This is a genomic window from Chloroflexota bacterium, from assembly GCA_009840625.1.
Taxonomy (GTDB): domain Bacteria; phylum Chloroflexota; class UBA11872; order UBA11872; family VXNJ01; genus VXNJ01.
Map to the genome: position 1 here is coordinate 21,660 of VXNJ01000016.1, position 23,964 is coordinate 45,623.

The 23,964-nt window shown below is 65.7% G+C and carries 21 protein-coding genes; 12 read left to right on the forward strand and 9 right to left on the reverse strand.

Annotated features, from left to right (window positions below; all coding sequences use genetic code 11):
- Window positions 1-44 precede the first annotated feature (44 nt).
- Window positions 45-416 (forward strand): hypothetical protein, encoded by a 372-nt coding sequence (locus F4X41_09105; protein MYB17165.1) that lies wholly within the window; start codon window positions 45-47, stop codon window positions 414-416.
- Between the two features lie 1,283 nt (window positions 417-1,699).
- Here the strand turns inward: F4X41_09105 and F4X41_09110 are convergent.
- A complete protein-coding gene (locus tag F4X41_09110; GenBank protein ID MYB17166.1) occupies window positions 1,700-2,305 on the reverse strand; it encodes a response regulator in 606 nt (201 codons plus the stop codon).
- Here F4X41_09110 and dnaN point away from each other — a divergent pair.
- Entirely contained in the window at window positions 2,305-3,552 is a 1,248-nt protein-coding gene (dnaN, locus tag F4X41_09115) for a DNA polymerase III subunit beta (GenBank protein MYB17167.1), read from the forward strand. The two genes, F4X41_09110 and dnaN, sit on opposite strands and share 1 nt — an antisense overlap.
- A gap of 33 nt (window positions 3,553-3,585) precedes the next feature.
- Here the strand turns inward: dnaN and F4X41_09120 are convergent, their stop codons facing one another.
- The 3 genes from F4X41_09120 to F4X41_09130 are packed head-to-tail and all read right to left on the reverse strand — an operon-like array spanning window position 3,586 to window position 6,324.
- Window positions 3,586-4,500 (reverse strand): ABC transporter permease subunit, encoded by a 915-nt coding sequence (locus F4X41_09120; protein ID MYB17168.1) that lies wholly within the window; start codon window positions 4,498-4,500, stop codon window positions 3,586-3,588.
- The gene (locus F4X41_09125) at window positions 4,454-5,464 is read right to left on the reverse strand and encodes an ABC transporter ATP-binding protein (GenBank protein MYB17169.1); all 1,011 of its coding nucleotides are present in this window, start codon (window positions 5,462-5,464) and stop codon (window positions 4,454-4,456) included. The genes F4X41_09120 and F4X41_09125 overlap by 47 nt, the downstream gene beginning before the upstream one ends.
- Entirely contained in the window at window positions 5,425-6,324 is a 900-nt protein-coding gene (locus tag F4X41_09130; GenBank protein ID MYB17170.1) for a nucleoside hydrolase, read from the reverse strand. Before F4X41_09130 ends, F4X41_09125 begins: the two co-directional genes overlap by 40 nt.
- Between F4X41_09130 and F4X41_09135 the strand changes: the two genes are divergently transcribed.
- Entirely contained in the window at window positions 6,203-7,957 is a 1,755-nt protein-coding gene (locus tag F4X41_09135) for a hypothetical protein (protein MYB17171.1), read from the forward strand. The two genes, F4X41_09130 and F4X41_09135, sit on opposite strands and share 122 nt — an antisense overlap.
- Before the next feature lie 28 nt (window positions 7,958-7,985).
- Here the strand turns inward: F4X41_09135 and F4X41_09140 are convergent, their stop codons facing one another.
- The 4 genes from F4X41_09140 to F4X41_09155 form a co-directional block, all read right to left on the reverse strand.
- The gene (locus F4X41_09140; protein MYB17172.1) at window positions 7,986-9,545 is read right to left on the reverse strand and encodes a spermine synthase; all 1,560 of its coding nucleotides are present in this window, start codon (window positions 9,543-9,545) and stop codon (window positions 7,986-7,988) included.
- A gap of 68 nt (window positions 9,546-9,613) precedes the next feature.
- Entirely contained in the window at window positions 9,614-10,702 is a 1,089-nt protein-coding gene (locus F4X41_09145; GenBank protein ID MYB17173.1) for an ABC transporter permease, read from the reverse strand.
- Window positions 10,699-11,616 carry an ABC transporter ATP-binding protein gene (locus F4X41_09150; protein MYB17174.1) on the reverse strand — a complete coding sequence of 306 codons (918 nt, stop codon included), beginning with the start codon at window positions 11,614-11,616 and terminating at the stop codon, window positions 10,699-10,701. Before F4X41_09150 ends, F4X41_09145 begins: the two co-directional genes overlap by 4 nt.
- Before the next feature lie 135 nt (window positions 11,617-11,751).
- Window positions 11,752-12,513: a metal-dependent transcriptional regulator gene (locus tag F4X41_09155; protein ID MYB17175.1), complete on the reverse strand. Its 762-nt coding sequence runs from the start codon at window positions 12,511-12,513 to the stop codon at window positions 11,752-11,754.
- A gap of 21 nt (window positions 12,514-12,534) precedes the next feature.
- Between F4X41_09155 and F4X41_09160 the strand changes: the two genes are divergently transcribed.
- The 7 genes from F4X41_09160 to F4X41_09190 all read left to right on the forward strand — a co-directional run bounded on the left by F4X41_09160 (window position 12,535) and on the right by F4X41_09190 (window position 18,548).
- Entirely contained in the window at window positions 12,535-13,758 is a 1,224-nt protein-coding gene (locus F4X41_09160; protein MYB17176.1) for an aspartate kinase, read from the forward strand.
- Window positions 13,751-14,269, forward strand: a complete 519-nt coding sequence (locus tag F4X41_09165) for a bifunctional nuclease family protein (protein ID MYB17177.1) — start codon at window positions 13,751-13,753, stop codon at window positions 14,267-14,269. Before F4X41_09160 ends, F4X41_09165 begins: the two co-directional genes overlap by 8 nt.
- A 135-nt stretch (window positions 14,270-14,404) precedes the next feature.
- Window positions 14,405-15,316, forward strand: coding sequence for a pyridoxal 5'-phosphate synthase lyase subunit PdxS (pdxS, locus tag F4X41_09170; GenBank protein MYB17178.1), 912 nt, complete (start codon window positions 14,405-14,407; stop codon window positions 15,314-15,316).
- A 2-nt stretch (window positions 15,317-15,318) separates the two neighbouring features.
- Window positions 15,319-15,933: a pyridoxal 5'-phosphate synthase glutaminase subunit PdxT gene (gene pdxT, locus F4X41_09175; protein ID MYB17179.1), complete on the forward strand. Its 615-nt coding sequence runs from the start codon at window positions 15,319-15,321 to the stop codon at window positions 15,931-15,933.
- A gap of 80 nt (window positions 15,934-16,013) precedes the next feature.
- The gene (locus F4X41_09180) at window positions 16,014-17,405 is read left to right on the forward strand and encodes an AAA family ATPase (protein ID MYB17180.1); all 1,392 of its coding nucleotides are present in this window, start codon (window positions 16,014-16,016) and stop codon (window positions 17,403-17,405) included.
- A 38-nt stretch (window positions 17,406-17,443) separates the two neighbouring features.
- Window positions 17,444-18,148, forward strand: a complete 705-nt coding sequence (gene tmk, locus F4X41_09185) for a dTMP kinase (GenBank protein ID MYB17181.1) — start codon at window positions 17,444-17,446, stop codon at window positions 18,146-18,148.
- 37 nt (window positions 18,149-18,185) lie between these two features.
- A complete protein-coding gene (locus tag F4X41_09190; protein MYB17182.1) occupies window positions 18,186-18,548 on the forward strand; it encodes a hypothetical protein in 363 nt (120 codons plus the stop codon).
- A gap of 283 nt (window positions 18,549-18,831) precedes the next feature.
- Here F4X41_09190 and lexA read toward each other — a convergent pair whose 3' ends face one another.
- On the reverse strand, window positions 18,832-19,455 hold the full coding sequence (gene lexA, locus F4X41_09195; GenBank protein ID MYB17183.1) for a transcriptional repressor LexA: 624 nt from the start codon (window positions 19,453-19,455) through the stop codon (window positions 18,832-18,834).
- A 215-nt stretch (window positions 19,456-19,670) separates the two neighbouring features.
- Here lexA and F4X41_09200 point away from each other — a divergent pair, with 215 nt between their 5' ends.
- The gene (locus F4X41_09200) at window positions 19,671-21,983 is read left to right on the forward strand and encodes a MoxR family ATPase (GenBank protein MYB17184.1); all 2,313 of its coding nucleotides are present in this window, start codon (window positions 19,671-19,673) and stop codon (window positions 21,981-21,983) included.
- Entirely contained in the window at window positions 21,970-23,910 is a 1,941-nt protein-coding gene (locus tag F4X41_09205; protein MYB17185.1) for a VWA domain-containing protein, read from the forward strand. The genes F4X41_09200 and F4X41_09205 overlap by 14 nt, the downstream gene beginning before the upstream one ends.
- Window positions 23,911-23,964 lie beyond the last annotated feature (54 nt).

The following is a 23,964-nucleotide window of genomic DNA, read 5'->3' on the forward strand; positions in this document are numbered from 1 at the left end:
CGCCGAGGATTGGTTGGGCGAAAGCGAATCGCGGTATTTGACGGTTGAAGCAAAAGCCTCCAGCACGGCCGCCCCGTAGTGCCCGTATTCCAGATGCCCTTCCTGGTAGAAGCGGCGCGCCTCAACCTGATAGAACGTGTCGGCCACCGAAAGCACGCGCGGGGCGCCGGCTCCGCTCTCCAGTCGGGCGGCGACCGGGCCGGGCTCGAGATAGGCCCGCGGCGGCGTGGCCAGTTTGTTGGCATCGAGCGCGTGCTGGGCCAGGATCAGTTCCAGGATCAGGAATCCGGGCAATACGATCGATCCGGGCAGACCGCCGTAGGCGCAGTAGCGCAGCACCAGAAACGCCACCGCTCCGCCGGCCAGCCAGGCCGCCAGTTGAAGATCGGAGGACCACCCTAGACCCCAGCTGGTGAACGCCGCGCTGGCGCCGACCGCGCCGGTCGTGGCGAGCGCCCGCCCGGCGGCGGGATACCACCGGGTCTGCGCCAGGTTGGTCGCGTAGTCGGTCCCGATGGCGGCCAGCGCGGCCAGACCGAAACAAGTAAGTAGCAGCCAGCGGGCCGGGACCCGGAACAGGTCGAATCCGGGCTGATGATCGGATAGCAGACCAAACAGCGGAGTTGCCGTGCCCAATGCGATCCATCCCCCGAGGATCGCCAACCCCAGCAGGACGAAGGCCTCGAACCGACGGGTCCTATCAAGCAGCGCCAGGCCCGCCAGCCAAAGCGCCAGCAAGCCGACGTAGCCCAGGAACTCCTCGCTCAGGCCGCGTTCGACGAAGGAGGGCAGCAGGGCTTGCCCGATGGCCGACTTTGGCAAGGCGAAAGCGTTCTGGTGCCAGATGGGCAGCGCTTCCTGCCGCAGCGAGAGTTCGCGCAGACCCAGCGTCGGCAGGATTTGAACAGCGCTCAGGCCGATCCCCAGCGCGGCGGCGGCCGCGAGCCCGGCAAGTGACCGCGCCAACCTCGGGATGACCTCGGCGCCGGAAACGAACGAAATCCGGAACATTCGCGCGGCCAGGTAAAGTCCGCACAGAGCCAGCGAAATGTACTGGGCCTGGAAGTGGCCACCCAGATACTGCAGCGCCAGCAGCAGCGCGAGGATCCCGGTCCCGAGGACCCGCGGCCGTTCGACCAGGCGGTCGCCGACCAGCAATACCCAGGGCAGCCACGCGATGACCGCCAGCTGGTTGGGCAGTCCGATCCGGGCCGCCATGTAACCGCCGAAGGCGAACGCCAGTCCGGCCACCAGCGACCCGACCCAGCCACAGCGCAGGCTGGAACGGGCGAATGCGACCATTCCGATCCCGGCGATCCACGAGTGGATCAGCACCGTGGCGGTCAACGCGTACACCGGTTCCAGCCAGGCGAGGGCCAGGTTTGCCGGGTAAAACACCCCCGCCTGGGGATTGGCCAGAAACGGGACGCCTACGAACCGGTAGGGGTCCCACAGCGGCAGCCGGCCCTCGCCCAACGCCTGGTAGAGGTGGGCGAGATTGGCGAAGGCGTAGTTCTGGAAGTCGTAGCTCCCGGGCACCAGGCCTTCGAACAGGAAACGCCGGTAAAACAGCACCAGGGCCAGGCTGAATCCCAGGACCGTCAACAGGGCCGGTCGGCCCGTCAAGGCGATTTGAGCTCGTCGCCAAATCGGCATGGCTCTGGTGAACGCTCCGCGGACGGGTTTTGGTCCGCCGCGCCTACAGGTTTTCGGCCAGCAGCAGCGCCTTGGCTACCTGTTTCATCGGGATACGCCGGTCCATGCTGAGCCGCTGTATGCGCTGGAATGCGTCCTGTTCGGTGATCGAATGCTTGCTCATCAGCAACCCTTTGGCGCGCTCGATCAGCTTGCGAGTTTCCAAGCGTTCGTTGAGGTCGTCGACTTCTTTGACCAGCAAGCGGTACTCGCGGAATCGGGATACCGCCACTCCGATCGCCGGCATCAGATCGTTGTCGCGGATCGGCTTGAGCACGTAGGCCATTACGCCGGCGCCGATCGCCTGCTCAACCAGTTCGCGGTCGGAGAACGCGGTAACCAGCACCACCGGGGCGACCGCCCCGCGGGTGAGCTGCTCGGCGGCGGCGATCCCGTCCAGGCAGGGCATCTTGATGTCCATCACGACCACGTCCGGCCGCATCTCGCGGGCCAGATTCACGGCCGTCTGGCCGTCGGCGACATCGGCAACGATCCGGTGCCCGAGGTTTTCGAGCCGTTCACGAAGATCCAGGCGGATGATCGTCTCATCCTCCGCCAGCAATATTCGGAGCGGGGCAAGCGAGGGGCGGCGCGAGGTTTGGACGGACAATGCCAGGACTTTACTTGGGCAAGGCGAGATCGATTTTATTTGGCCGGACTAGGGGTGTAGTCACTCCCCGGCGGAGTCTTAAGGGTCGGGTAATAATTGGCTCCACCTCAGCCAAGATGACGGACGGTCAATTGAAGATCAATTGCGCCCAAGACCTGCTGGCCAGGGCGCTGGGCACGGTGTCGCGCGCGGTCGCGGGTCGTCCATCGCTGCCGGTACTGGCCAACGTTCTGCTTACCGCCGGCGACGGCCGATTGCGGCTGGTTGGCACCAACACCGAGATGGCGGTCACGGAATCGCTCGATTGCCAGGTCGATGTCGCCGGCTCGATCACGGTGCCGGCCCGCCTGCTGGTCGAATACATCAGCTCGCTGCCGCCCGGACCCATCGATCTCGAAACCGATGCCGAACGGCTTGAACTCAAGATCGTGGCGGAACGGTCGGACTCGGCTTTCAAAGGGATCGATTCGGAGGAGTTCCCGCCCTTGCCCGAAGTTGCCGCCGATCCCATTCTGAGCGTCGACCCCGCGCTGCTCAAACGGATGATCGACGTGACGGTGAGCTGCTGCGGCGACACTTCGCGACCGGTGCTGGCGGGAGTCTGCATCTCGATTCGGCCCGACGAACTGGTTTTGGCCGCGGCCGACGGTTATCGGCTGGCGGTCAAGCGCCTGGATTGCGACACCGGCGTGACCGACAACGTGGAAGTGGTAGTCCCGCAGGGGTCCCTGCAGGAGCTTTCACGAATCCTGGGTTCCCATCCCGACGAGGTCTCGATCAAGATTGCCGATTCGCGTTCGCACATTCAGTTCGACATCGGATCGGTCACCCTGATTTCCAACCTGATCGAAGAACAGTACCCCAATTTCGAATCGCTCATCCCGCAGGAGCATACGACCCGGGTGATCGTCCCGCGCGGCAATCTGGAAATGGCCACCCGGCTCGCGTCGATATTTGCCCGGACCGGATCGCGCGTCATCCAGCTCGAAACCGAGGAGCCAGGGGGTTTGCTGGTCTCGTCAAATTCGGCCGAGGTGGGGAATCACGAGGAGCGGATCAACGCCAGCATCGAGGGCGAAAACTCGGTGATCGCTTTCAACTCGAAATTCCTCAGCGACATGGTCGCGCTGGTTGAATCCGATGCGATCGAAATCAGGCTTTCCGGCTCAACCAATCCCGGGCTCTTCGCCGCCGACGCCGATCCGACCTATTGCCAGGTGATCATGCCCATGCACGTGGCCCGCTGACACGGGCTCCGGACCGCCGCGGCGGTCCGGAAGTCAAGCGGCCAGGTCGCGCCGCTCGAAGAACACGACGGTCGCCACCAGTCCTATCGCGGCCACCGCGCTGTAAATGATCAGCGGCGCCCAGGTCCACTCGAAGCCCTCGAGTATTAGGCCGACATCGTAGTAGTGGAACAGGGTGTATCGACCCAAGAATTCCCAGTCGTCGGAGATCTTGGATACAACGTCCATCACGTATTGGCCAATCACGATGACGGCCAGGGCGATCTGGGCACGCTGGGATGAGAGCCAAAGTACCGAAAAGAGCACCCCCACGCTGGCGAAGGCGCCGCCCAGCATTCCCATGATGATCCCGGTGTAGAGAAATCTCGCAATCGGCAGCTCGACTCCCTGTAACAGCCCGGCGACGATCGAAAAAAGGACGCAACTGAGACCGATCAGCAGAAGCGGCACCAGCAACCCCAAGTACTTGGAAAGGGCAAATACCCAGCGCGGCACCGGCGAAGAGAGCACTACGTCGATGGTGCCCCGTTCAACCTCGCCGGCGATCTGGGATCCCGAGGCAACCAGCGCGTATACGACCAGCGCCACGCCGAACCACGGGAAGAATTCAAACGACATGAACCCGGCGTAAGAGATTTCCGACGAACCGAGCACCGACGAGGACATCCCGAATGCGGCCAGCATCTCGGGCGGGAATTCGTTCAGGTAGCTGGTCAGATCGATCGCCGCCAGGATCACCTCGTAAAGCATGCCGATTGCGAACGCGATCAGTCCGCCGGCAATGGCGAACCAGAACGTGCCGGTGCGACGGGTGCGCATCGACGACAACATGATTCCGCGGGCCGCGGCGAGCCCGGGGGTCCGCAGTTCCGGGGCGCCGGATTGGGCCGTGATATCTGGGCTACTCAATTTCAGCCTCCTTCGAATTTCCGCGGCGGTCGGACTCATAGAGGTGCAGGAAAGTCTCCTCAAGCGAGGGCGGCACCGAATCCAGGTCGATCACGGTGCGCTCGGCCAATGCCTTCACCAGCCCGTCCATGCCCGAGGTGACCGCGAACGTCAGCCGCGATCCTTCCGCGGACGTTACGCTCACACCCTCGATTTCCCCGAATTCGGCGGCGTCGACGGATTCGGCGAATTCAACTTCGACCGGTTTCACGAGGCGGTTGCGCAATTCGGAAATGCGGTCCACGGCTACGATCTTGCCTTCGCGGATGAACGCCACCCGGTCGCAGAGCTCCTCGACCTCGGAGAGCACGTGCGAGGAGAAAAACACGGTCGTCCCGCGCCCGGCCGCTTCCTGCAAGTAGCCGTGCAGCTCCTGTTGGATCAGGGGGTCAAGGCCGGTCGTGGGTTCATCCAGGACCAACAGCGGTGGATCGGACTGCAGCGCTCCGGTAAGCGCCAGCTTTTGCTTCATGCCGCGCGAGAACCGGGCGATTCGCGCCGAGGGGTCAAGGTCCAGCCGGTGCAGCAGTTCGTCGCGGCGAATTGCGGCCCGCCCGGAAAGCGATTCCAGCAGGTCCAGCATTGCGCGACCGCTCAGCTGGTCGTAGTGGCTGGCTTCGCCCGGCAGGTATCCGGTCATTCCCCGGATGCGGATTGAATCGGCTCGGGAGTCGTGGCCGAAGACCCGCACCGAACCGCCGCTCGGGCGGATCAGGTCCAGCATCACCCGTATCGCGGTCGATTTGCCCGCCCCGTTGGGGCCGAGGAACCCGAAGATTTCGCCGCGGCCGACTTCCAAATCGATCGAGTCGAGCGCCAGCGTCGACCCGTAGTACTTGGTCAGCGATTGGATTTGGATTGCCGGAAACGGACCTGCGTCCACTCCTCGTCCCTTCCCAACTAGGCGAGCCGCCCTATTTGACCTTAAGCGGGCGCCAGGATCGCGTCCAACATCAGCCCGCAGAACCGGTCCGGTTCCAGGTCTTCCATCAGGCGCGCCGGATTAGACCCTCGGCGGAGTCGCATCCGGCCGGACTCGACGTCGGCCCCGACCATGCCATCCCGCCAGCTGTAGAGTTCGGGCCAGATCAATTCGCCCAACGTGGCCCCGTCGAACATCGGGGTCCGGTCGCGGACGCGGACCGCCAGGTACTGATCCAACATGCCGGCCAGACTTGCTCCGATCGCCAATCCCGAATCGCGCATCCGGGCGCTCTCCGCGGTCCCGATCTGGGCCCGGCGGGTGGGGCCGATCAGGCCCAGCCAGGTCTCGGCTCCGGATTCGATCACGACCCGGGCCGCGTCCGGATCGCAGTTGAAGTTGTATTCCCCGCGGGGTCCGTCGGGAAACTCGCCGCCCATGATCAGCAACCGGGCGGCGTTGGTGGCGAAATTCGGGTCCTGCCGGATCGCGTGCGCCAGGTTGGTCAGCGGACCGACCGCGCAAACGGTGATTCGGCCGGGCGCACGATTGACCATTTCCAGGAGGGCGTCGACGCCGTCGCCCGGTTCCACGCGGGCCCGCTCGGGCACGAAACCGGCGCCCGAATCCATCGAGGTACCTGCCGCCAGTCCGGAGTAGTTGGGCCTTTCCCCCGCGTAGACCGGAACGTCATCCCGGCCGCATTCCTCCAGGACCCGTCGCGCCAGGCGGGCACGCGCCCGGGTGTCGCCGTGGGCGGTGATAACCGCGCGCAGATCGATGCGCGGACTGACGGCGGCCAACGCGATCGCGAACACGTCGTCCACGTCGTCGCCGGTATCGGTGTCCAGCACCACCGGCACGGCATCGGGATCGCGTTCGGGGTATGCGGACAATGGAATTCCTAGGGTTGGTCAGGTAATCGGCAAGGACACCGGTATTTTGGGCACAACATTCGATCATTCGGCGCGCGGCACCGTCGCCGGCGGGCGCGGCATGGTCGCGGCCGGTCACCCGCTGGCGGCCGGAGTCGGTCTGCAGGCCCTTGCCCGGGGCGGCAACGCTTTCGACGCCGCGGTGGCAATGGCGGCCGCGATCGCGGTCGTTGAACCGGCCATGAATTCGATCGGGGGCGATGCTTTCGCCATCGTCAAATCGCCCGACTCCGCCCAACCGCAGGCCTTCAATTCCTCGGGCCCGGCCCCGGCCGCGGCGCGCGCGCGCGATTACGGGGAGCGAATCGCCCCGGAGGGACTGGCGGCCGCCACCATCCCGGCAGCGGTGCGCTTGTGGGAGCAACTGCACGGCGAGTTCGGTCGTCTCAAATGGGCGGACCTGCTAGCTCCGGCGATCGAATTCGCCGATCGCGGAGTCCCGGTTTCGCAGCTCTTGGCCGGCCACATCCAAGCCAACCGGAATTCGCTGGCCCGTTTTCCCGACAGCGCCCGCACATATCTTCCCGGCGGCGCTCCGCTTCGGGCCGGGGAAACCCTCTGGCAACGGCCGTTGGCCCGGACCCTCGCAGAAGTCTCCGAGCGCGGGGCGGTCGGACTCGCCGAGGGATCATTCGCCGGGGCGCTCGAAGCCTACGCCCGGGACCTGGGGCTCGCGCACCGGCGCAGCGATTTCCAGCTGCTGCGCTGCGACCGGCTCGCTCCGCTCAGCACTCCCTATCTGGGCCGCACGGTCTGGGTCCAGCCCCCGGTCAGCCAGGGTTACGTCACCCTGGCCGCGCTTGCGATAGCCGATCTGGCCGGGGCCGGCGAGCTCGAGTATTCGGATCCGGTCCGGGTGCACATTGCGATCGAAGCCAAGAAACAGGCTTTCCAGTTGCGGCACCGTTTTCTGGGCGATCCCGACCTTGCCGGAGCCAGTTCCGCGGAAATACTCGACGGTGACTTGCTGGCCGCTTCGGCCGCGCGGATCGACCATACCCGCGCCGCCCGCCACGCGATCCCGGAGCCCCTGCCGGTGGGGAGCGACACCACCTGCCTGGCAGCGGCCGACGCCGAAGGCAACTCGGTCGCCTACATCCAGAGCATCTTCGCCGCGTTCGGTTCGCGCGCCATGGTGCCGGGGACCGGGGTGATGATGAACAATCGCATGACCGGGTTTTCGCTGGACCCCAGACACCCGAACTTTCTGCGCGGCGGGCGACGGCCGGTCCACACCCTGATGACCTGGATGGTCACAGACGCCGAATTGCCGGTGGCTTTCGGTTCAACCGCCGGCGGCCACTACCAGGTACAGACCAACCAGCAGGTCATCGACAACCACCTGCGGTTTGGGATGGATCTGCAACGGGCGCTCGAAGCGCCCCGCTGGGGTCATGACGAGACGAGCGGGGACGTCTACGTGGAGGAGCGCTTTGGCGCGCCGATGGCAGCGACCCTGCGAACCCTCGGGCACGAGGCCGCCGGGGCGGGCCTTTGGGGGGCGGGATCGCGCGGTCTGGCGATCGGCCGCGACCCGGCGAGCGGCAATCTCTGGGGGGCCAGCGATCCGCGCTGGCACGGGGTCGCCATCGGGTTCTGACTAACCCGGCGACCGGAACCGCGCCGGCCTACCTTCCCAGGGCGTAGTCGATGATCAGCTGGTTCACGACCTGCTCGACCGGAGCCAGATCGTCGGTGAACGCGCCTTCCGCCGATTCAACCTGATAGGTCGTGATCCCGCGCGCCGCGACCTCTCGAATCGCCGGAATATCGGCGGCCCCGGCCCGGGCCCGGGCCTCCTCGAAGGCGACCGGGCGTTTCAGCGCGTAAACGAGGCTGTTGGAAGTGGAATCGGGCAGGGTCACCAATACCGCCGGAAATACCGACCGCAAGGTGGCCGCCATTAGGTCCAACAGTTCGTTGTCACGGGCCGGCCCGCGTCCAACGTTCGAAACCAGGACCCCGTCGGGCGCCAGCTTCTCGGCCACTTCCTGGTAGAACTCGCGCGTGGTCAGGTGGAAGGGGATGTACGGGGGCCGATAGGCGTCGAGAATCACCACGTCGTACGTCTTCTGCGACTGGTTGAGGAAAACCCGCCCGTCCTCGGCGATCGCGTTCAGCCCCTCCTCGTTCATCGCGAAATATTCGACTCCGGCGTCGATTACGCCCGGATCGATCTCGACCCCGTCGATGCGAACGTGCGGACCAAAGTTCTCGGCATAGAGCTTGGGGGCGGTGCCGGCCCCCAGGCCGATCACCAGAACCTCGGTTACTTCCCCGGGATTTTGTTCGCGGAAATACGGCGCCAGCAGGAAATAGTCCCAGGGACCGCCCGAGAGCGGCTGCGGCGACTGGTCCGGCCAATAGACCGAATGCGTGGCCAGACGCTCCTCGTTGTTCAGGATCAGGCGGCGCGGACCACCCTGGGCCTGGACGACCTGGATGTAGTTGAACAACGACTCGTCCTCGTAGATCAGCTCGCCGGTCTCGGCCGGCTTGATCGGGTCGATGGACACGTTGCCCCAGACGGTCAGCGCGATCGCCAGCGCCAGCAGGGCCAGGACCGGAGGGCGCCGCAGGGCGCCCGCCGCAATCACCAAAAGTAAAAGGGCGAAGAAAAGGAACGTGTTGCGGGTGCCCAGGTTGGGAACCAGGACCAGGACCGGCAGAAACGCGCCGATGATCGACCCGACCGTGCCGATCGCGTACACCCGGCCGGCCACCCGGCCGGCCGATTCGACCTGGCGCGAGGCAAGCCGAATCGCGAAGGGGGAAACGAATCCGAGCAGGGTAATCGGTACCGACAGCAGCACCAGCACGCCGAACAGCGAGCCCAGGAAAACCCCGGCCGAAAGGTTCGCCAGGCCGGTGACCGACAGCGCCAGGATCGGCCTGGCCACGAACGGAACCAGGGCGATGAACGCGGCCGCAACCGCCACGATCCAGATAAGGAGCCGGTCGTCGGGACGGCGGTCGGCCAGCCGGCCGCCCAGGAAGTAGCCGACCGAAAGAAAAAGCAGGGTCAACCCGATCACGTTGGCCCAGACGAACAGGTTGTTGCCGAAAAACGGGGCCAGCAGCCGCGAAGCGGTCAGCTCCACCCCCAGGATCGACATGCCGCCGAAAAACACCAGCAGCAGCAGAAACCGATCCGAGTAACTGCGGCGCACCTCCACCGGGGCGCTCATTTAGATCGCGCTCCCCGCCCGGGCCGGAACTGCGCCGGCCGGGGTGAACCGGAGTCCGGGGGCACCGGCTATTCCCAACTGAACCGCCACACCGCCACCGCGAATCCGCCGACCACCCAGGCCAGCATCACGGCCAGGTTCAGCCACATGTCGTAGCGGCCGTCGGCCTCGATCATCAGCTGGCGCACGGCGTCGGCCATGTAGGTCAGCGGCAACAGGTTGGCGAACCACTGCAGCACCTGCGGAAACACGTCGAGCGGGAAAAACACGCCGGCCAGGACGAACATCGGCAGCGAGATCAGCTGGACTATCGGGAACATTGCCTCCTCGGTGCGGGCGAACGAAGAAGCGGTGAAGCCGATCCCGACGAACACGAGCGTGCCCAGCGCAAGCACCCCGATTACGGCCAGCGGATTGAAGAAATCCAGTCCGAATCCGACCACCAGGATCACCAACTGAATCGACGCCTGGATGGCGGCGATTATCACCCGCTGAATTATTCCGGCGATCAGCACCATGGATCGCGTCGCCGGGGTCGCGCCGACCCGCTTGAGCACTTTCTTCTCCCGGCGCGCCACCAGATTGATGGCCGAAAAGACCCCCAGTTGCATGATCGAAAAGCTGATAATCCCGGGCCCGACGAAATCGATCGTGCTCAGGTGGCGCGTGGTATTCGGGGTCGTGACCACGTCGATTCGCGGAACGTTGCCGGCCAGCCCCCGGTCGACGGCGTCGACGATCGCGCTCAGCGCCGGGATCACGACTCGGATCGCATCCTGATCGCGGTTGTCGTAATAGATTTCGACCTGGGCTCGATCTTGCTCGGAAAGGGCGCCGGCGAACCCCGGCGGGATGACCAGGACCGCCTTCAGGTCCCCGTCGTCCAATGCCGCGGTCTGGCTGGCCAGATCGCCCACCTCGAGGGCGAACAACGGGTTGGCCTCAATCGCCGCCGTTATCCCGCCGGCATGGGCCGAGTCCTCGCCCGCCACCAGGCCGACCGGGTGCGAAGTGGGCTGGGAAAAGGCCCCGATTATGAACCCAACCACCACCGTGAAGATCGGCGGGAACACGAAGGTGAAGAACATCGCGGTTCGATCGCGAATGAATTCGAGCGAAAACCCCCATATCAGGCCGAGGGTGCCGGAAGTTCTCAATCGCGGATCCTTCGCCCGGTGAGTTTGAGGAAAACGTCCTCCAGGTTGGGCCGGTGCACGTGCACTTCGTCCAGGGCTGCGCCGGTCCGCGACGCCAGCGCGAACACCTCCGGGAGGGCGGTGGTGGCGTCGGCAATTGAAAGCTCGTACTCGCCGTCGGCGGAAATGACCTCTTCGACTCCGGTCAGGCGTTCCAGGTCCAATCCGGCGAGCTCGGCCGAGGCGTTGAAGGTAAGCGTCGCGCCGCCGAAATTGGAACGGATCAAGCCGCCCGGGGTATCGGCGGCAATGATCTTGCCGTTATCGACGATCACCAGGTGGTCGGCCAGGGTCTCGGCTTCGTCCATGAAGTGGGTCGTGAGAAATACGGTGGTGCCGCGCTCTTTCATCTGCGTGACCACTTCCCAGAGGCGGCGCCGTGCCTGCGGGTCCAGTCCGGTGGTCGGTTCGTCCAGAAAAACAAGCTCCGGATCCGAAAGAAGGGCCAGCGCCACTGCCAGGCGCTGCTGTTGTCCGCCCGAAAGGTTTTCGCTGTAGGCCTTCTGGCGTTCGGTCAACCCGACCATGTCGAGCAATTCATCGACGTCGTGGGCGTTCCGGTAGAAGGAACCAAACATCTGCAGGTGCTCGCGCGCGGAGAGCTTGGGGAACAACGCCGAGGATTGCAGCTGGATCCCTATGCGTTCGCTTAGCACGTCTTGCTGCCGGCCGGGATCAAGCCCCAACACCGATACGTATCCCGAATCCCGCTCGCGCAGCCCCTCCAGGATCTCTACCGTGGTGCTTTTGCCGGCCCCGTTGGGGCCGAGCATGGCAAAAATCACTCCCGGTTCAACCGAAAAGGAAATTCCGTTGACCGCGCGCACGTCGCCATAGTGCTTTTTCAGGTCTTGGACGACGACGATCGGATCCATGGCGCGGAATGACTCGAATTGGCTGCTTGCGAGGGGGGCTCGGAATCGGTTGCGCGAGCGGATCGATTATCGAAAAATTGTGGTCGGTCGGTCGAAAATCCGGGCCCCGCGGCGCGGTTCTTGCGGCTGCTTGGTTCAGGCTTTAGTCGGCATGACCCAGATGTAGCGGCCTACGTTTTCACCGACCTGGACGTAGCTGTCGGAAACCCGCACGTCCATCATTCCGCCGCGGCTGCGGTCGGCGACCCGGACCGGGTTGCCCGGAATCAGCCCCGAATCCTGGATGAACGAAAGCAGGTCGGTCTGCTCCTCGATGAGTTCCGAAATCCGCCGCACCTCCACCACGGTTCCCACCGGTACCTGTGAGAGTTGCCAGAGCCCCTCGCGCGACCAGGTTCGCACGTTGCCGGGGATCGGATTGCCGTGCGGGCAGGTCTCGGGGTGGCCGAGGGCGGCCGAAATCCGCTCCTCGAGCCGCTGCGAGATCGCGTGCTCGAGGCGGTCGGCTTCCTCGTGCAGCGCCGACCACTCGAGGCCCAGCTGGTCCTGCAGCCAGCGCTCGATCAGGCGGTGCCGCCGTACTATCCGGTCGGCCCGGGTGCGACCCGAGTCGGTGAGTTCGATCAGGTTGCCCGATTGGACTTCGATCCAGCCGTCGCGGACCATCCGCTTGACGGTGGCCGACACGGTCGGCGCCGAAACGCCCAGGCGCTCGGCCAAGCGCGCCGCGATCACCGGCATGTGCTCGTACTCGAAACTGGCGATCGCCAGCAGGTAGTCCTCGACCGTGGGGGTGGAGTCGGGACCTGGATCAGTGTTCGTCGGGTGCATCAGGCCAATTGTGGCACCGCGCCGGAGGTAGCAGGATAATCGCCTGCTTACGTTCCCGCCCCGCATCCCGTCGAGTTCCTGGTGCAGATGACCCCGGTCCTGGTAATGAAATTCGGCGGCACGTCGCTGGCCGACCCCGAACGGATCCTGGCCGCCATCGGACTTATCGACCAGGCGTTGAGCGAGGGCTTCAGACCGGTGATCGCCGCCTCGGCGATGGGCAAGACCACCGACGCCCTGATCGATCTGGCCCGGCAGCTGGACGCCGACATCGACGGTCCCGACCGCGACCTCTTGCTCTCGACCGGCGAGGTCGTCTCCTGCGCCCTGCTCTCGGCGGCCCTTAACGCCCGCGGGCGCCCCGCGGTGGCCCTGACCGGACAGGCGGCCGGGATCGTGACCGACCAGAGCCACGGGCGGGCGCGAATCCAGTACATTTCCTCCCGCCGGCTGCGGTCCGAATTGGCGGACGGCCGCATCCCGATCGTGGCCGGATTTCAGGGCGCCAGCCAGGGCGGGCGGGTAACGACCCTGGGCCGCGGCGCCTCCGACACCACCGCGGTGGCGCTGGCCACCGCCCTGGACGCCGACCACTGCCGGATTTACACCGACGTCGACGGCATCTACTCGGCCGATCCGCGGCTGGTGCCGGCGGCGCGCAAGATCGAGCAGATCTCGTACGAAGAGACCCTCGAAATGGCCGCCCTGGGCGCCGGCGTAATGCACGCCCGCTCGGTCGAGGTGGCCGGCCGCAACCGGGTGCCCATCGAGGTCCGTTCAAGCTTCAACTCCAACCCAGGGACGTGGATCATGCACGCCGACCAGATCGATATCGAAACCGGAGCCGGCGTTCGCGCCGTGGTCGACGACGCCGACGTGGCCCAGATAACCGTCGTCGGCGTTCCCGACCGGCCGGGGCTGGCGCACGCCGTGTTCGCCCCGCTGGCCAACGACGACATCAGCGTCGACGTGATCGTGCAGAACATATCGCACCAGGGCCTGACCGACATTTCGTTCACCGTCCAGCGCGCCGACTACGACAAAGCCCTGGCCGCGACCCAGCTGACGGCCCGCGAAATCGGCGCCCAGCAGGTCACCTCGGATCCGCAAGTGGCCAAGCTCAGCCTGGTCGGCACCGGGATGGTGTCAACCCCCGGAGTGGCCTCGAGCATGTTCGGCACTCTGGCCGAGGCCGGAATCAATATCCGCGGAATAACCACCAGCGAGATTCGGGTAACCTGTTTAATCGGCGAGGCGCATCTGGCAAAGGGCGCCAGGGCGCTGCACACGGCGTTTGGGTTAGATGCTTGAAGTAGAGATGGTCGTCGACAGCGTTCGCCTCAACCTGGTGAACCCGTCACGCACGATTTGGTTGCGCCAGAAAGACCGGCGCCGCTACCTGCCGATAACGATCGGCGGCCATGAAGCCGACGCCATCGCGATAAAGCTGGTGAACCTGAAAGACGACGCCCCGATGCGTCCGTTGACCCACGACCTGCTGCTGCAGACCATCGAGGCGCTGGGCTGGCAGGTCGAGAAGGTGCTGGTCCGGGATCTGAGCGACCAGGTCTTCTACGCCGACGTCGTCCTGCACCGCGAAGAGGAAGAAAAAGTCATCGACGCGCGTCCCTCGGACGCGATCGCCCTGGCGGTGCGCGCGGCAGTGCCGATTTACTGCGCCCAATCGGTGCTCGACCGGGCCGGCCTGGAGCCCGAGGACGATCCGGCCGAAACCCCCGAAGAACCGGTCAGCGAGGAGAGCCTGAAACCGTTCGCCGAGTTCATCGGGCAACTGGACCTGGACGATCTCGGCGACGATTGAAGCAATCGGTCATAAAATCGCCAAAAACTGCCGGAATAAACCCCGGATGCAGCACGAGAGTGGGCGGGTAGCCACGTGAGCGCCAAGGCCAACGGACAAACCGGCACCTGGAACGCCAAGACCGGCCTGGCCCGGATGCTCAAGGGCGGCGTGATCATGGACGTGACCACGGCCGCCGAGGCCAAGATCGCCGAGGAGGCCGGGGCCGTATCGGTGATGGCCTTGGAGCGCGTGCCGGCCGACATCCGCGCCCAGGGCGGCGTGGCCCGCATGTCGCCGGTCGACATCCTGATCCAGATCAAGGAGTCGGTCACCATTCCGGTCATGGCCAAGTGCCGTATCGGGCACTTTGTCGAGGCCCGAATCATCGAAGCGCTGGGCCTGGACTACATCGACGAATCCGAGGTGCTCACAGTCGCCGACAACGCCCACCACGTGGACAAGCACGATTTCACGATCCCGTTCGTCTGCGGCGCACTCGATCTGGGCCAGGCGCTGCGGCGCATCGGCGAGGGCGCGGCGATGATCCGCACCAAGGGCGAGGCCGGCACCGGTGACGTGGTCGAAGCGGTAAACCACATGCGAACCGTCCAGGGCCAGATCCGTTGGCTCTGCGGACTCGGCCAAGAAGAGCTGATGGCTGCGGCCAAGGACCTGCGGGCCCCCTACGACCTGGTGGTTGAGGTTCACCGCAGCGGAGGCTTGCCGGTGGTCAATTTCGCCGCCGGCGGGATCGCCACTCCGGCCGACGCGGCCATGATGATGCACCTGGGAGCCGAGGGCATATTCGTCGGATCCGGGATCTTCAAAGCCGCCAAGGAAAAGGCGCTGCAGCAGGACCCCGCGCTCAATCTGGCCGATCCGGAAAGCGATGCGGCCTGGGCTCCGTTCGCCCGCCGCCTGGCGCGCTCGATCGTCGAGGCCACGCTGCACTACGAACGATTCGATCTGGTCGCCGAAGCCGCCCGCGGCATCGACGTGGCCATGTCCGGCATCGCAGCCGACTCACTGGAGGTCGCCGAGCGTCTGGCGCAACGCGGCCACTGAATTTGTCATCATCCGGGCCCGACCGGCCGCTGGTTGGCGTGCTGGCCATTCAGGGAGATTTCGCCGAACACCTCGGCGTGCTGGAGCGCCTGGGCGCCCGCACCATGGCCGTCCGCCTCCCCGACCAGCTGGATGACCTCGACGGGCTCGTCATACCCGGCGGCGAGAGCACCACATTCGGCAAACTTGCGGTCCGCTACGGGTTCATGGGACCGGTACGCGATCTGGTCGCCAGCGGCCGGCCGGTCTGGGGGACCTGCGCCGGGTTGATCTTCCTGAGCCGCGATTGCGGTCGCGACCAGCCGATCCTGGAAGTGATGGACGTGGCGGTGCGGCGCAACGCGTTCGGATCCCAGATCGACAGCTTCGAACGCGCTTTGGACATCCCGGCCCTGGGCCCGGAGGCTTTTCCGGGCGTCTTCATCCGGGCCCCGCTGGTCACCGCCGTCGGAAGGGACGTGAAGGTCCTCTCGGAAATAGACGCCGGCGTGGTGGCGGTGGAACAGGCCAACCTATTGGGCACCTGCTTCCACCCCGAATTGACCCGCGACCCGCGAATGCACCGCTACTTCCTCAATAAAATGACCTCGCAGACGCAATTTCCTCCCAAGAACTAACCCCTATCCGCACCGACGCAACATCCCAGTCGCAGCCCTCTCGGGACGCCGTCGGACTGGGATCGCAGCCGCAGCCCGGCCTGCGCTACGCCGAGACGGACGCGGAGGAACTTGACGCGCTGCTCGGCCTGCTTCCGCAATCGGTCGCCGAACCGATCCGATCGCAGGGCGAGTGCGACGCACTCATCGAGGTCGTGCTCGACGTTGGCCGCCGGCCGTTGGCCCGGTTCCCGGGCGGCGACATCGAACTGGGAAGCTGGCTGATCGAATCCGACACCCTGGAGGAGGCCGCCGCCAGGATCGGAAATTTCGACGCCGACAACCGGGCCGGAGTCGTGGGCACGCTGCACCGGGTGTCGGCGATCCGCAACCGCAGCGGCCGGATCGTGGGCCTCACGCTGCGACGCGGCCGCGCGATCTACGGGCAGGTGGCCATGGTCCGCGACGTGATCGACTCGCGCCGCTCGGTCCTGCTGGTCGGTCGCCCCGGGGTCGGCAAGACGACGCTGCTACGCGAAATCGCGCGCGAACTAGCCGACGGGATGGGGCGAAGGGTACTGGTGGTGGACACCTCGAACGAAATTGCCGGCGATGGAGACATCCCGCATCCGGGCATCGGCGGCGCGCGCCGGATGCAGGTTCCGGCGCCGGACCGTCAGCACCAAGTGATGATCGAAGCGGTTGAAAACCACATGCCCGAAGTCCTGATCATCGACGAAATCGGGACCATTGCCGAAGCCCGGGCGGCGCGAACGATCGCCGAGCGCGGCATCCAGCTGGTGGCCACCGCGCACGGCAACAGCCTGCAAAACCTGATCACCAACCCAACCCTGAACGTGCTCGTGGGCGGGATCGAGAACGTGATCCTGGGCGACCGCGAAGCCCGGCGCCGCCGAACCCGCAAGGCCGTACTGGAAAGGCGCGGCGCGCCGACCTTTGATGTCCTGATCGAAATCGCGCGTCGCAACCAGCTGTTGGTGCACACCAACCTGGCTCATGCCACCGATGCAGTCTTGGCGGGAGAACCGCTGGCCGCGGAGATGCGGACCCTGCAAGACGAGGGGGTCCAGATAGATCGCCGCACATTGCGCCCGGCCAGCTCCGACTGGGCCAAACTGGCCGAGGCGCCCGAGCAGGTCATCGCCGAAGCCACGTTCGAGCCTCCGCCGCTGGAGCCGTACCTGCACGGAATCTCCTCCGGCAAGATCCGCAAGGCGGCCCGCGCGCTGGGGATCACGGTGCGGCCGGTCCGCGAACTGGGTCACGCCGAATTGCTGATTACCACCCGATCGAGCTACCTCCACCGTGATTCGACGCTGGACCGGGCGATCGATATGGACATGCCGGTCTTCGTTCTGGAGGGCACTTCGGTCGAGCGCGTCCGCAAGGGTCTGGCCAAGGCGTTCGCGGCCCTGCGTCTGCAATCCGGGTCCGGCGACGGATCCGTCAGCTCCTATCTGAGCAGCGCCTGAGTCCGCGCCCTCAGGCCGCATCCTCTGCACGCAGTGCCATGAACGAGAGTCCGGTCGCTCCCGACCGCGGCATCCTGGTTACCTTCGAGGGGATCGACGGGGCCGGTAAGACGCACATGAGCCGGCAGCTGCGCAGCCGGCTGGAGGATGAGGGCGTGGCAACCCTGCTGGTGCGCGAGCCCGGTGGAACCGAATTCGGCGAACGGTTGCGCGACGACTGGGAGCACGAAAACTTGACTTCGCCGACCTCGCCGCGGGTCGAGGCGCTGCTGTTCAACGCCGCCCGCGCCCACCTGGTCGAGCAGCGCATCCGGCCCGCGCTGGCTTCCGGAAGGGTGGTAATCTGCGATCGATTCGCCGATTCGACCATCGCCTACCAGGGAGCCGATTCCGGTCTGGACGTAGAAGAGCTGGAGCGGCTCAATTTCTTCGCCACCGCCCGGCTGGTTCCCGATCTGGTGGTCCTTTTGGACGTTCCCGCCGAAGTTGGCTTGGCGCGCAAGGCGGGCATGGCCCCGCAAGCCGGTGAACTGAAAGGGATGGAGGGCCGCGGTGCCCGCTACCTGGACCGCGTGCGCAACTTATATCTATCGCTGGCGGCCCATGCGCCCAACCGCTGGCAGGTTCTCAGCGGCCGCGAAGACCCCGCAAACCTGATGCCTAAAATCTGGGCGCGGGTAGCATCCCTCTTGGAGCGCAAGATGACCGCTCCCACCGGACGCCGCCAGAACCAACTCTTGTAGTCCCCGACTTTTTTGGCCGGGTTCCCAGGGAAAAGCATTGACCGCGCGCGAGCAAGGCGCAGCCGAGCAAAACAAGCTCGTAATCGCCATCGTCCAAGACGAAGACGCCAACTCTCTGGCCGACGACCTAGTCGCCAATAACTTCGGGCTTACGCGCATCAACACCGCCGGCGGGTTCCTCCGGCAGGGCAACGTATCGTTCCTGATAGGGACTCCCAGCGACCGTCTGGGCGAGCTGCTGACCATAGTCCGCGCCAATTGCCAAACGCGTACCCAGTACGTCAACCCGATCCCGCCGATCATGGAGCCCGGCGAGTTCTACATCCCCTACCCGGTCGAAGTTCAGGTTGGCGGGGCTACCGTTTTCGTCATCGATCTGGAGCGCTACGAACGGCTCTAGCCCGGTCCGATTTGGGCGCTAAGCGCCCGTGCACATCGGAACCGCGAACCGGGCGCAAGTGAAGGCGTCCCCTCGCTAGCGCCGACGGTAAATCCTGCGAATCACCCTAGCGCAATGGCTCCCGCAGGTACGTCCGGAGTTTTCCCGGCGGCGCCCATTCACCGGCCCGCACCTGCGCCGGGGAGCTGGCAATCGAGCAGAAGCCGGCGATGACACGCGGGTGATCGACCTGCCGTAGGCCTCGCGGGAACGGCGCGGAATCAGCCCGGCGCCCGGCACCCTGTCACTTCAAGTGATCGCGGTATACGCCGACCACCACTCCACGGATTTCAAGCCGGTTCGTATCAATCGGGTCGTGTTCGGAATTTGCGGGTTTGAGCAAATACCGAAAGCGCCCGTTGCGGTAAAAGCGCTTTAGCGTGGCTTCCTCGTCTCCCAGAATCGCAACCACCACGTCGCCGTCGTCGGCGGTGTTCTGGCGCCGCACAAGCACGCGGTCCCCGTCCAGGATGTGGTCGTCGACCATGGAGTCGCCGCGAACTTCAAGCGCGTAATAGTCGCGCGGATCGTCGGGCGAGACCGTCTCCGGCAGCGGCACGTAACCCTGGTGGTCGGTGATGGCCTCGATCGGCGAACCGGCAGCGATCGCGCCTATGATCTGGGCCGCCCGGACCTGCAGGCACTCGTCGGATTCGGGATCGTAATTGGCGGTAATCCCGTGGGCCTCGCCGGTGCGCCTGATGTAGTTCTTGCGATCAAGCGCCACCAGGTGTGCCTGCACCGACGCGGCCGAAAGCCCCAATTGCTCACCGATCTGGCGAACGCTCGGGCTGTAGCCGTTCTCCACCTGGAATGCCCTGATTACGTCTAGCACCCGCCGCTGTTTTGCAGTCAACGACCTTGCCATCGACACCCATCCTGATCATCGTTCGAGTTTCATCAAGCTGTAATCATTCAAATGATCAGCTTAACAAATATTGTACACGTCCGATCGAGCGCCTTTCGAAGGCATGGAACAGCTATCGAACTGCCCCCGAACCCCGCGAATCGGGGCCGACGCGAACCGCCTATCTCAAATAACCTAAACAGACGACGCAAGCCCATTTCCGGTGCCAGTCCCAATTGCTTGACCTGATTCGACGACTGATCCCCGAGATCGGCGGTCCGGCCCACGAAGATGGGCGGGCCGAAGAAGAGGCGACCGGCCAGAAGATTGCTCCCGGCGAGGTCTTGCAGCTGGGACCCGAGGTCGAGATCGGTCACGACTGGTTCGAGGTGAAGGGCCGGCGTTTTCCGCGCCTTAAGGAGCGCGTCCGCCAGGCCCTGCCCGAAGACGCCTCCCATTTCCGGCCCGCGGAAGCCGACGACTTCTCCCAGTCGGTTCCCCGGCGTCACGAGATTTTTGCCCACCTGACCGCCGACATGGCCGACTTGCTGGAACGAATTGCCGAGATCGATTCCAATCCGCGGCTGGGTTCAATGATGCTGATTTCCGGGCCCACCGGTTGCGGCAAGACAACCCTCGCCAAGACCTACTGCTTCGCCGCCAACCTGCCGATCACCGAGCTGAATTTCTCGGGCGACTCCACCCTGACCGATTTCTTCCACCGCACCGAGGTCATCACCGACGCGGCCGGGACCCAGACCACCCAGGTAATGCTCGGGCCGGCCGCGGAAGCGATGCTCTACGGCAAAAAACTGCTCATCAACGAACTGAACATGCTTCCGGCCGACCTGATGAGCGCCATAACTTCGGCGGTCGACACCGGACGCCTGCTGCTCTCATCGACCCGGATGGGCAACGTCGAAATCGCGCTGCACGAGGACTTCGGGATCATCGCGACCGCGAACCCCGACTACATCGGTACCTCGGAAATGGGCAAACCGCTGCGGCGACGCTTCGGGGTCGGCCTGGGTGACATCACCATGGGATTCCTTCCGCCCGAGCAGGAAACCGAATCGCTCCTGGCCGAATTCGGGCGCATCAGGCTGCTGGAGGCGGCCGGTATCGAAGCCGATCCCGGTATCGCCGAGCGGCTGGTGGCGGTCGCCGACCGGCTCCGCAATCACCAGGATTTCGGCGCCCGGATGCGCGACCGCATTTCAACCCGGGCCCTTCTCCACTGGCTGGCAACCGGTTACCTCACCGGCCTGCCGATGGCTGAGATCGGCGCCCGCGCGGTCCTGACCATCGCTCCCGGCGACATCTTTGACGAGGTGGCCCGCACCGCCGCCAAGATGTTGGGTGGCCTGCGCGCCGCCGACGGTCCCCCGCGGCGTCTCGCCGGCGCCCTGCTCTCGCGCAAGGGGCCCGAACCGGGGCAGGCCGTGCCCGTGCCCGAACTCGATCACCCGCTCGAAGAGGAACCGGACGCGGTCAGCGAATCGGTCGACGGAGCGGCGATCGAACTCAGTGACGGGGTCAGGGTCGCGGTGGCTCCACGCGAGGCGGGGGCCCCGCGACTTGCCGCCTTCGACCGCCGCGGGCAGCCGATTTCCGACCGCAGCGAGCTGGCCACGGTTCGATCGCAACTGCGCCGCCAGCTCAACATCAATCTGCCCCAACCGCTGGGCAATCCGCCCGAGCGGGACCGGATCCTGCCGTGCCTTACGGGCACCACCCACGGCGCCCTGCAACTGGCCCAGAGCGCGGTCCTGCTGGGCTGGCCGGTGCTGCTGCGCGGCCCCTCGGGGTGTGGCAAATCGGCCCTGGCCCGAACCCTGGCCGCGCAATGGCATTTGCCGGTGGTCGAGTTCTCCTTCACCGGCGAGACCGACAAGAGCGATCTGACCGCGGTGCGCCAGATGCGTGCCGGCCGCACCCGCTGGAACGTGCAGGCGTTCATGGAGGCGGTCCAGGCCGGCTATTTCGTAATCATCAATGAGTACAACCTCGCCTACCCGGACGTGCACTCGATCATCAACGGCCTATTCGACAAGGCCGGACTCGTGACCCTGCCGGACGGATCCCAGTTCCGGGCCCACCCCCACTTCCGCCTGGTGGCGACCGCCGCGCCCGACGGCCCCGGGGTCAAACCCCTCAATGAGGGCGTGGAGAACCGGTTCGGGGCCGTAATCGCGATGGACTACCCCCCTCCGGAAGAAGAGCGGGCCATCCTGGCCGCAATCGCCGCCCCCGACGCCGATCCGCAGGTGCTCGACTCGCTCTGCCAATTGGCCAATACCTCGCGTCGGCTGCTAGCCGGCGACCTGGACGAGCAGGCCGGCGAAGGCTTCGGCAACATTCCGCCCGACCTGGCCTCGGGCGTCGCCGAGCGCACCGCCCTCACCACGGCCGAACTGGTGATGCTGGCCCGCGGCTCCAGGGACCGCGCCGAACTGGTCGCCTGGTATCGGCGGGGAGTCATCGAGGGCGCCAGCGAGGAGATAGAGCGGGTGCTGGAACCGGTCCTGGCCAACTATGGACTCGCCTGAGCACCTAGCGGCCGTCACCGGCGGCAGCACCGTCAAAAGCGGCGGGATCCTGCCCGGTGAACTCGAACTGGCCACCCGTTTGATCCTGGGCGATCGCGAACTGGCAGTGCTTCCCGGTCCCTGGTGGGCCTATCTGCCCGAAGAACGCCTGATCACCTATCCCGAAGCCCTGACTCGCACCTGGTCGGATGAGCGCCTCGTCGGCGGTATGTGCCACCAGGTGGCCGAGGCGTTTTACACCGGACGAAGGGGTCGTAACCGCATCGAATACTGGCTGCGCCAGCAGCGCCGGCACGGGTATCCGGCCGATTCGATGCGGCTGCTGGCTCTGACGGTCAACGACCTGCGGGTGAACCGGCTATATCTGCAGCGCCGGCCCGGGGCGGGTCCGTACTTCAGCGAGCTGTATCGAGTCTTGCCCGACCTGGAGCCGCGGTCCGACGTGGGCGCGCCGCCGGACAGCTCCGGATTCTTGCGTCCGCCGCACCACCTGTTCCTCGACGCCCTCACCACCAGGGCGGTCAACCGGCGTTGGCCGGGAAATTGCGAGACGCCGTTCACGCCGGAGATGATCCAGGACGCGCTGGATCAGACCGACCGCGACGTGGAGCGCGCCATCGAATCAGACGACGTCGAATCGATGCTGCGGCGCCTCACCGGCAAGACCGCCCGGACCTACGCCGGATTGATCGGCGAATGGCAGGCGATGTCGCAGCAAACCGATCGGCCGGCCGGCGAGGAGGGCGGACAGCCGAACGCCCCCGCCGGCGAACAGGATGCGACTGCGGCGCGCGCCAATGCCGAAACGGCCGAAGGCGAGATCGGCGAGGAAGCCCTGCAGCTGCGCAGCGGGTCGGGAAGCTCGGAAGCGGTCCAGCGCGCGCGGCAGCGATTGCAGCAGCGCAAGATCGCCTCGCTGCGGGTGCGCGGCGCCCGCCGGCTGTTGGACCGCGAGCGCAATTCCCACCAGAGTCCGCGCTGGGCGGCCGAACTGGTCGAGGCGATTCGGCGCGGCGAAGCTGACGAGCGGGTCGACTACGAGAACTTCGACTACCTGGCCGCGGTCAACCGCCTGGAGAAGGGGATCAAGGCCACGGTCGAGGGAGACGGGCGCCATCCGGGCCTTGCCCAGATCATGGACCGTCGCCGGCAAGGCGAGTCCGAGGCGCACCGCCGCCCGCGAAAACGGCGATCGGGCGAGACCGGCAACATCGACCTGCAACGGCCCGAACGGGTGCTGACCGACCCGCTCAATGCATTCCTCAAAGGATTGCGCGTGCCGCGCCAGGACCGCCAGCGCGACTTTGCCAGCTCGATCCTGCTGGACATCTCGGGGTCGATGGTCCAGAAGGGTTATCCGACCCGCAAGTTCGACCGGCTGGCCGACTCAGCGATCCTGTTCATCGAGATCCACGAGCGGCTGCGGATCCCCTTCGAGGTGATCGCTTTCTCCTCGCAGGTGACTCCGCTGTGGACGTTCGAGGAGTGCGTCTGGCCACGCCAGCTATCGGGTCGCGCCGCACCCTACGAGCCGCGCGACCACGCCGAAATCTTCAAGCGCCTCTATGACCTGGACCACAAGGACACCGACGACGCCGGGGCGCTGGCGGTGGCGCTGGAGCGGAGCCGCGAGCAGAAAGGCTTGAAAAGCGTATTCGTGGTAACCGACGGGATCTCCTCCGACCCGGCGCTGCTGCGCCGGGCCCTGATCGATATGCACCGCCGCAACCAAGCCGCCCTGCCGGACCAGCGCTACAAGGTGCTCGCGTTCGGCGTTGGCGTGGTCAAGTCGGAATTCCAACTGGCCTATCAGCCCACCCACGACGGCAAACCGCTGGCGTCCTGCGCGGGCGCGGTGGTCGAGAACGTGGCCGCGCTGCCGGAAATAATCCGCAGCGCCGTCGACGAGCGCATCCGCTATCTGTAGCCGGGCCTTTCGGGGCGCTTTGCGGCCCCGATGCTCTCCTATAATCCGACCTTA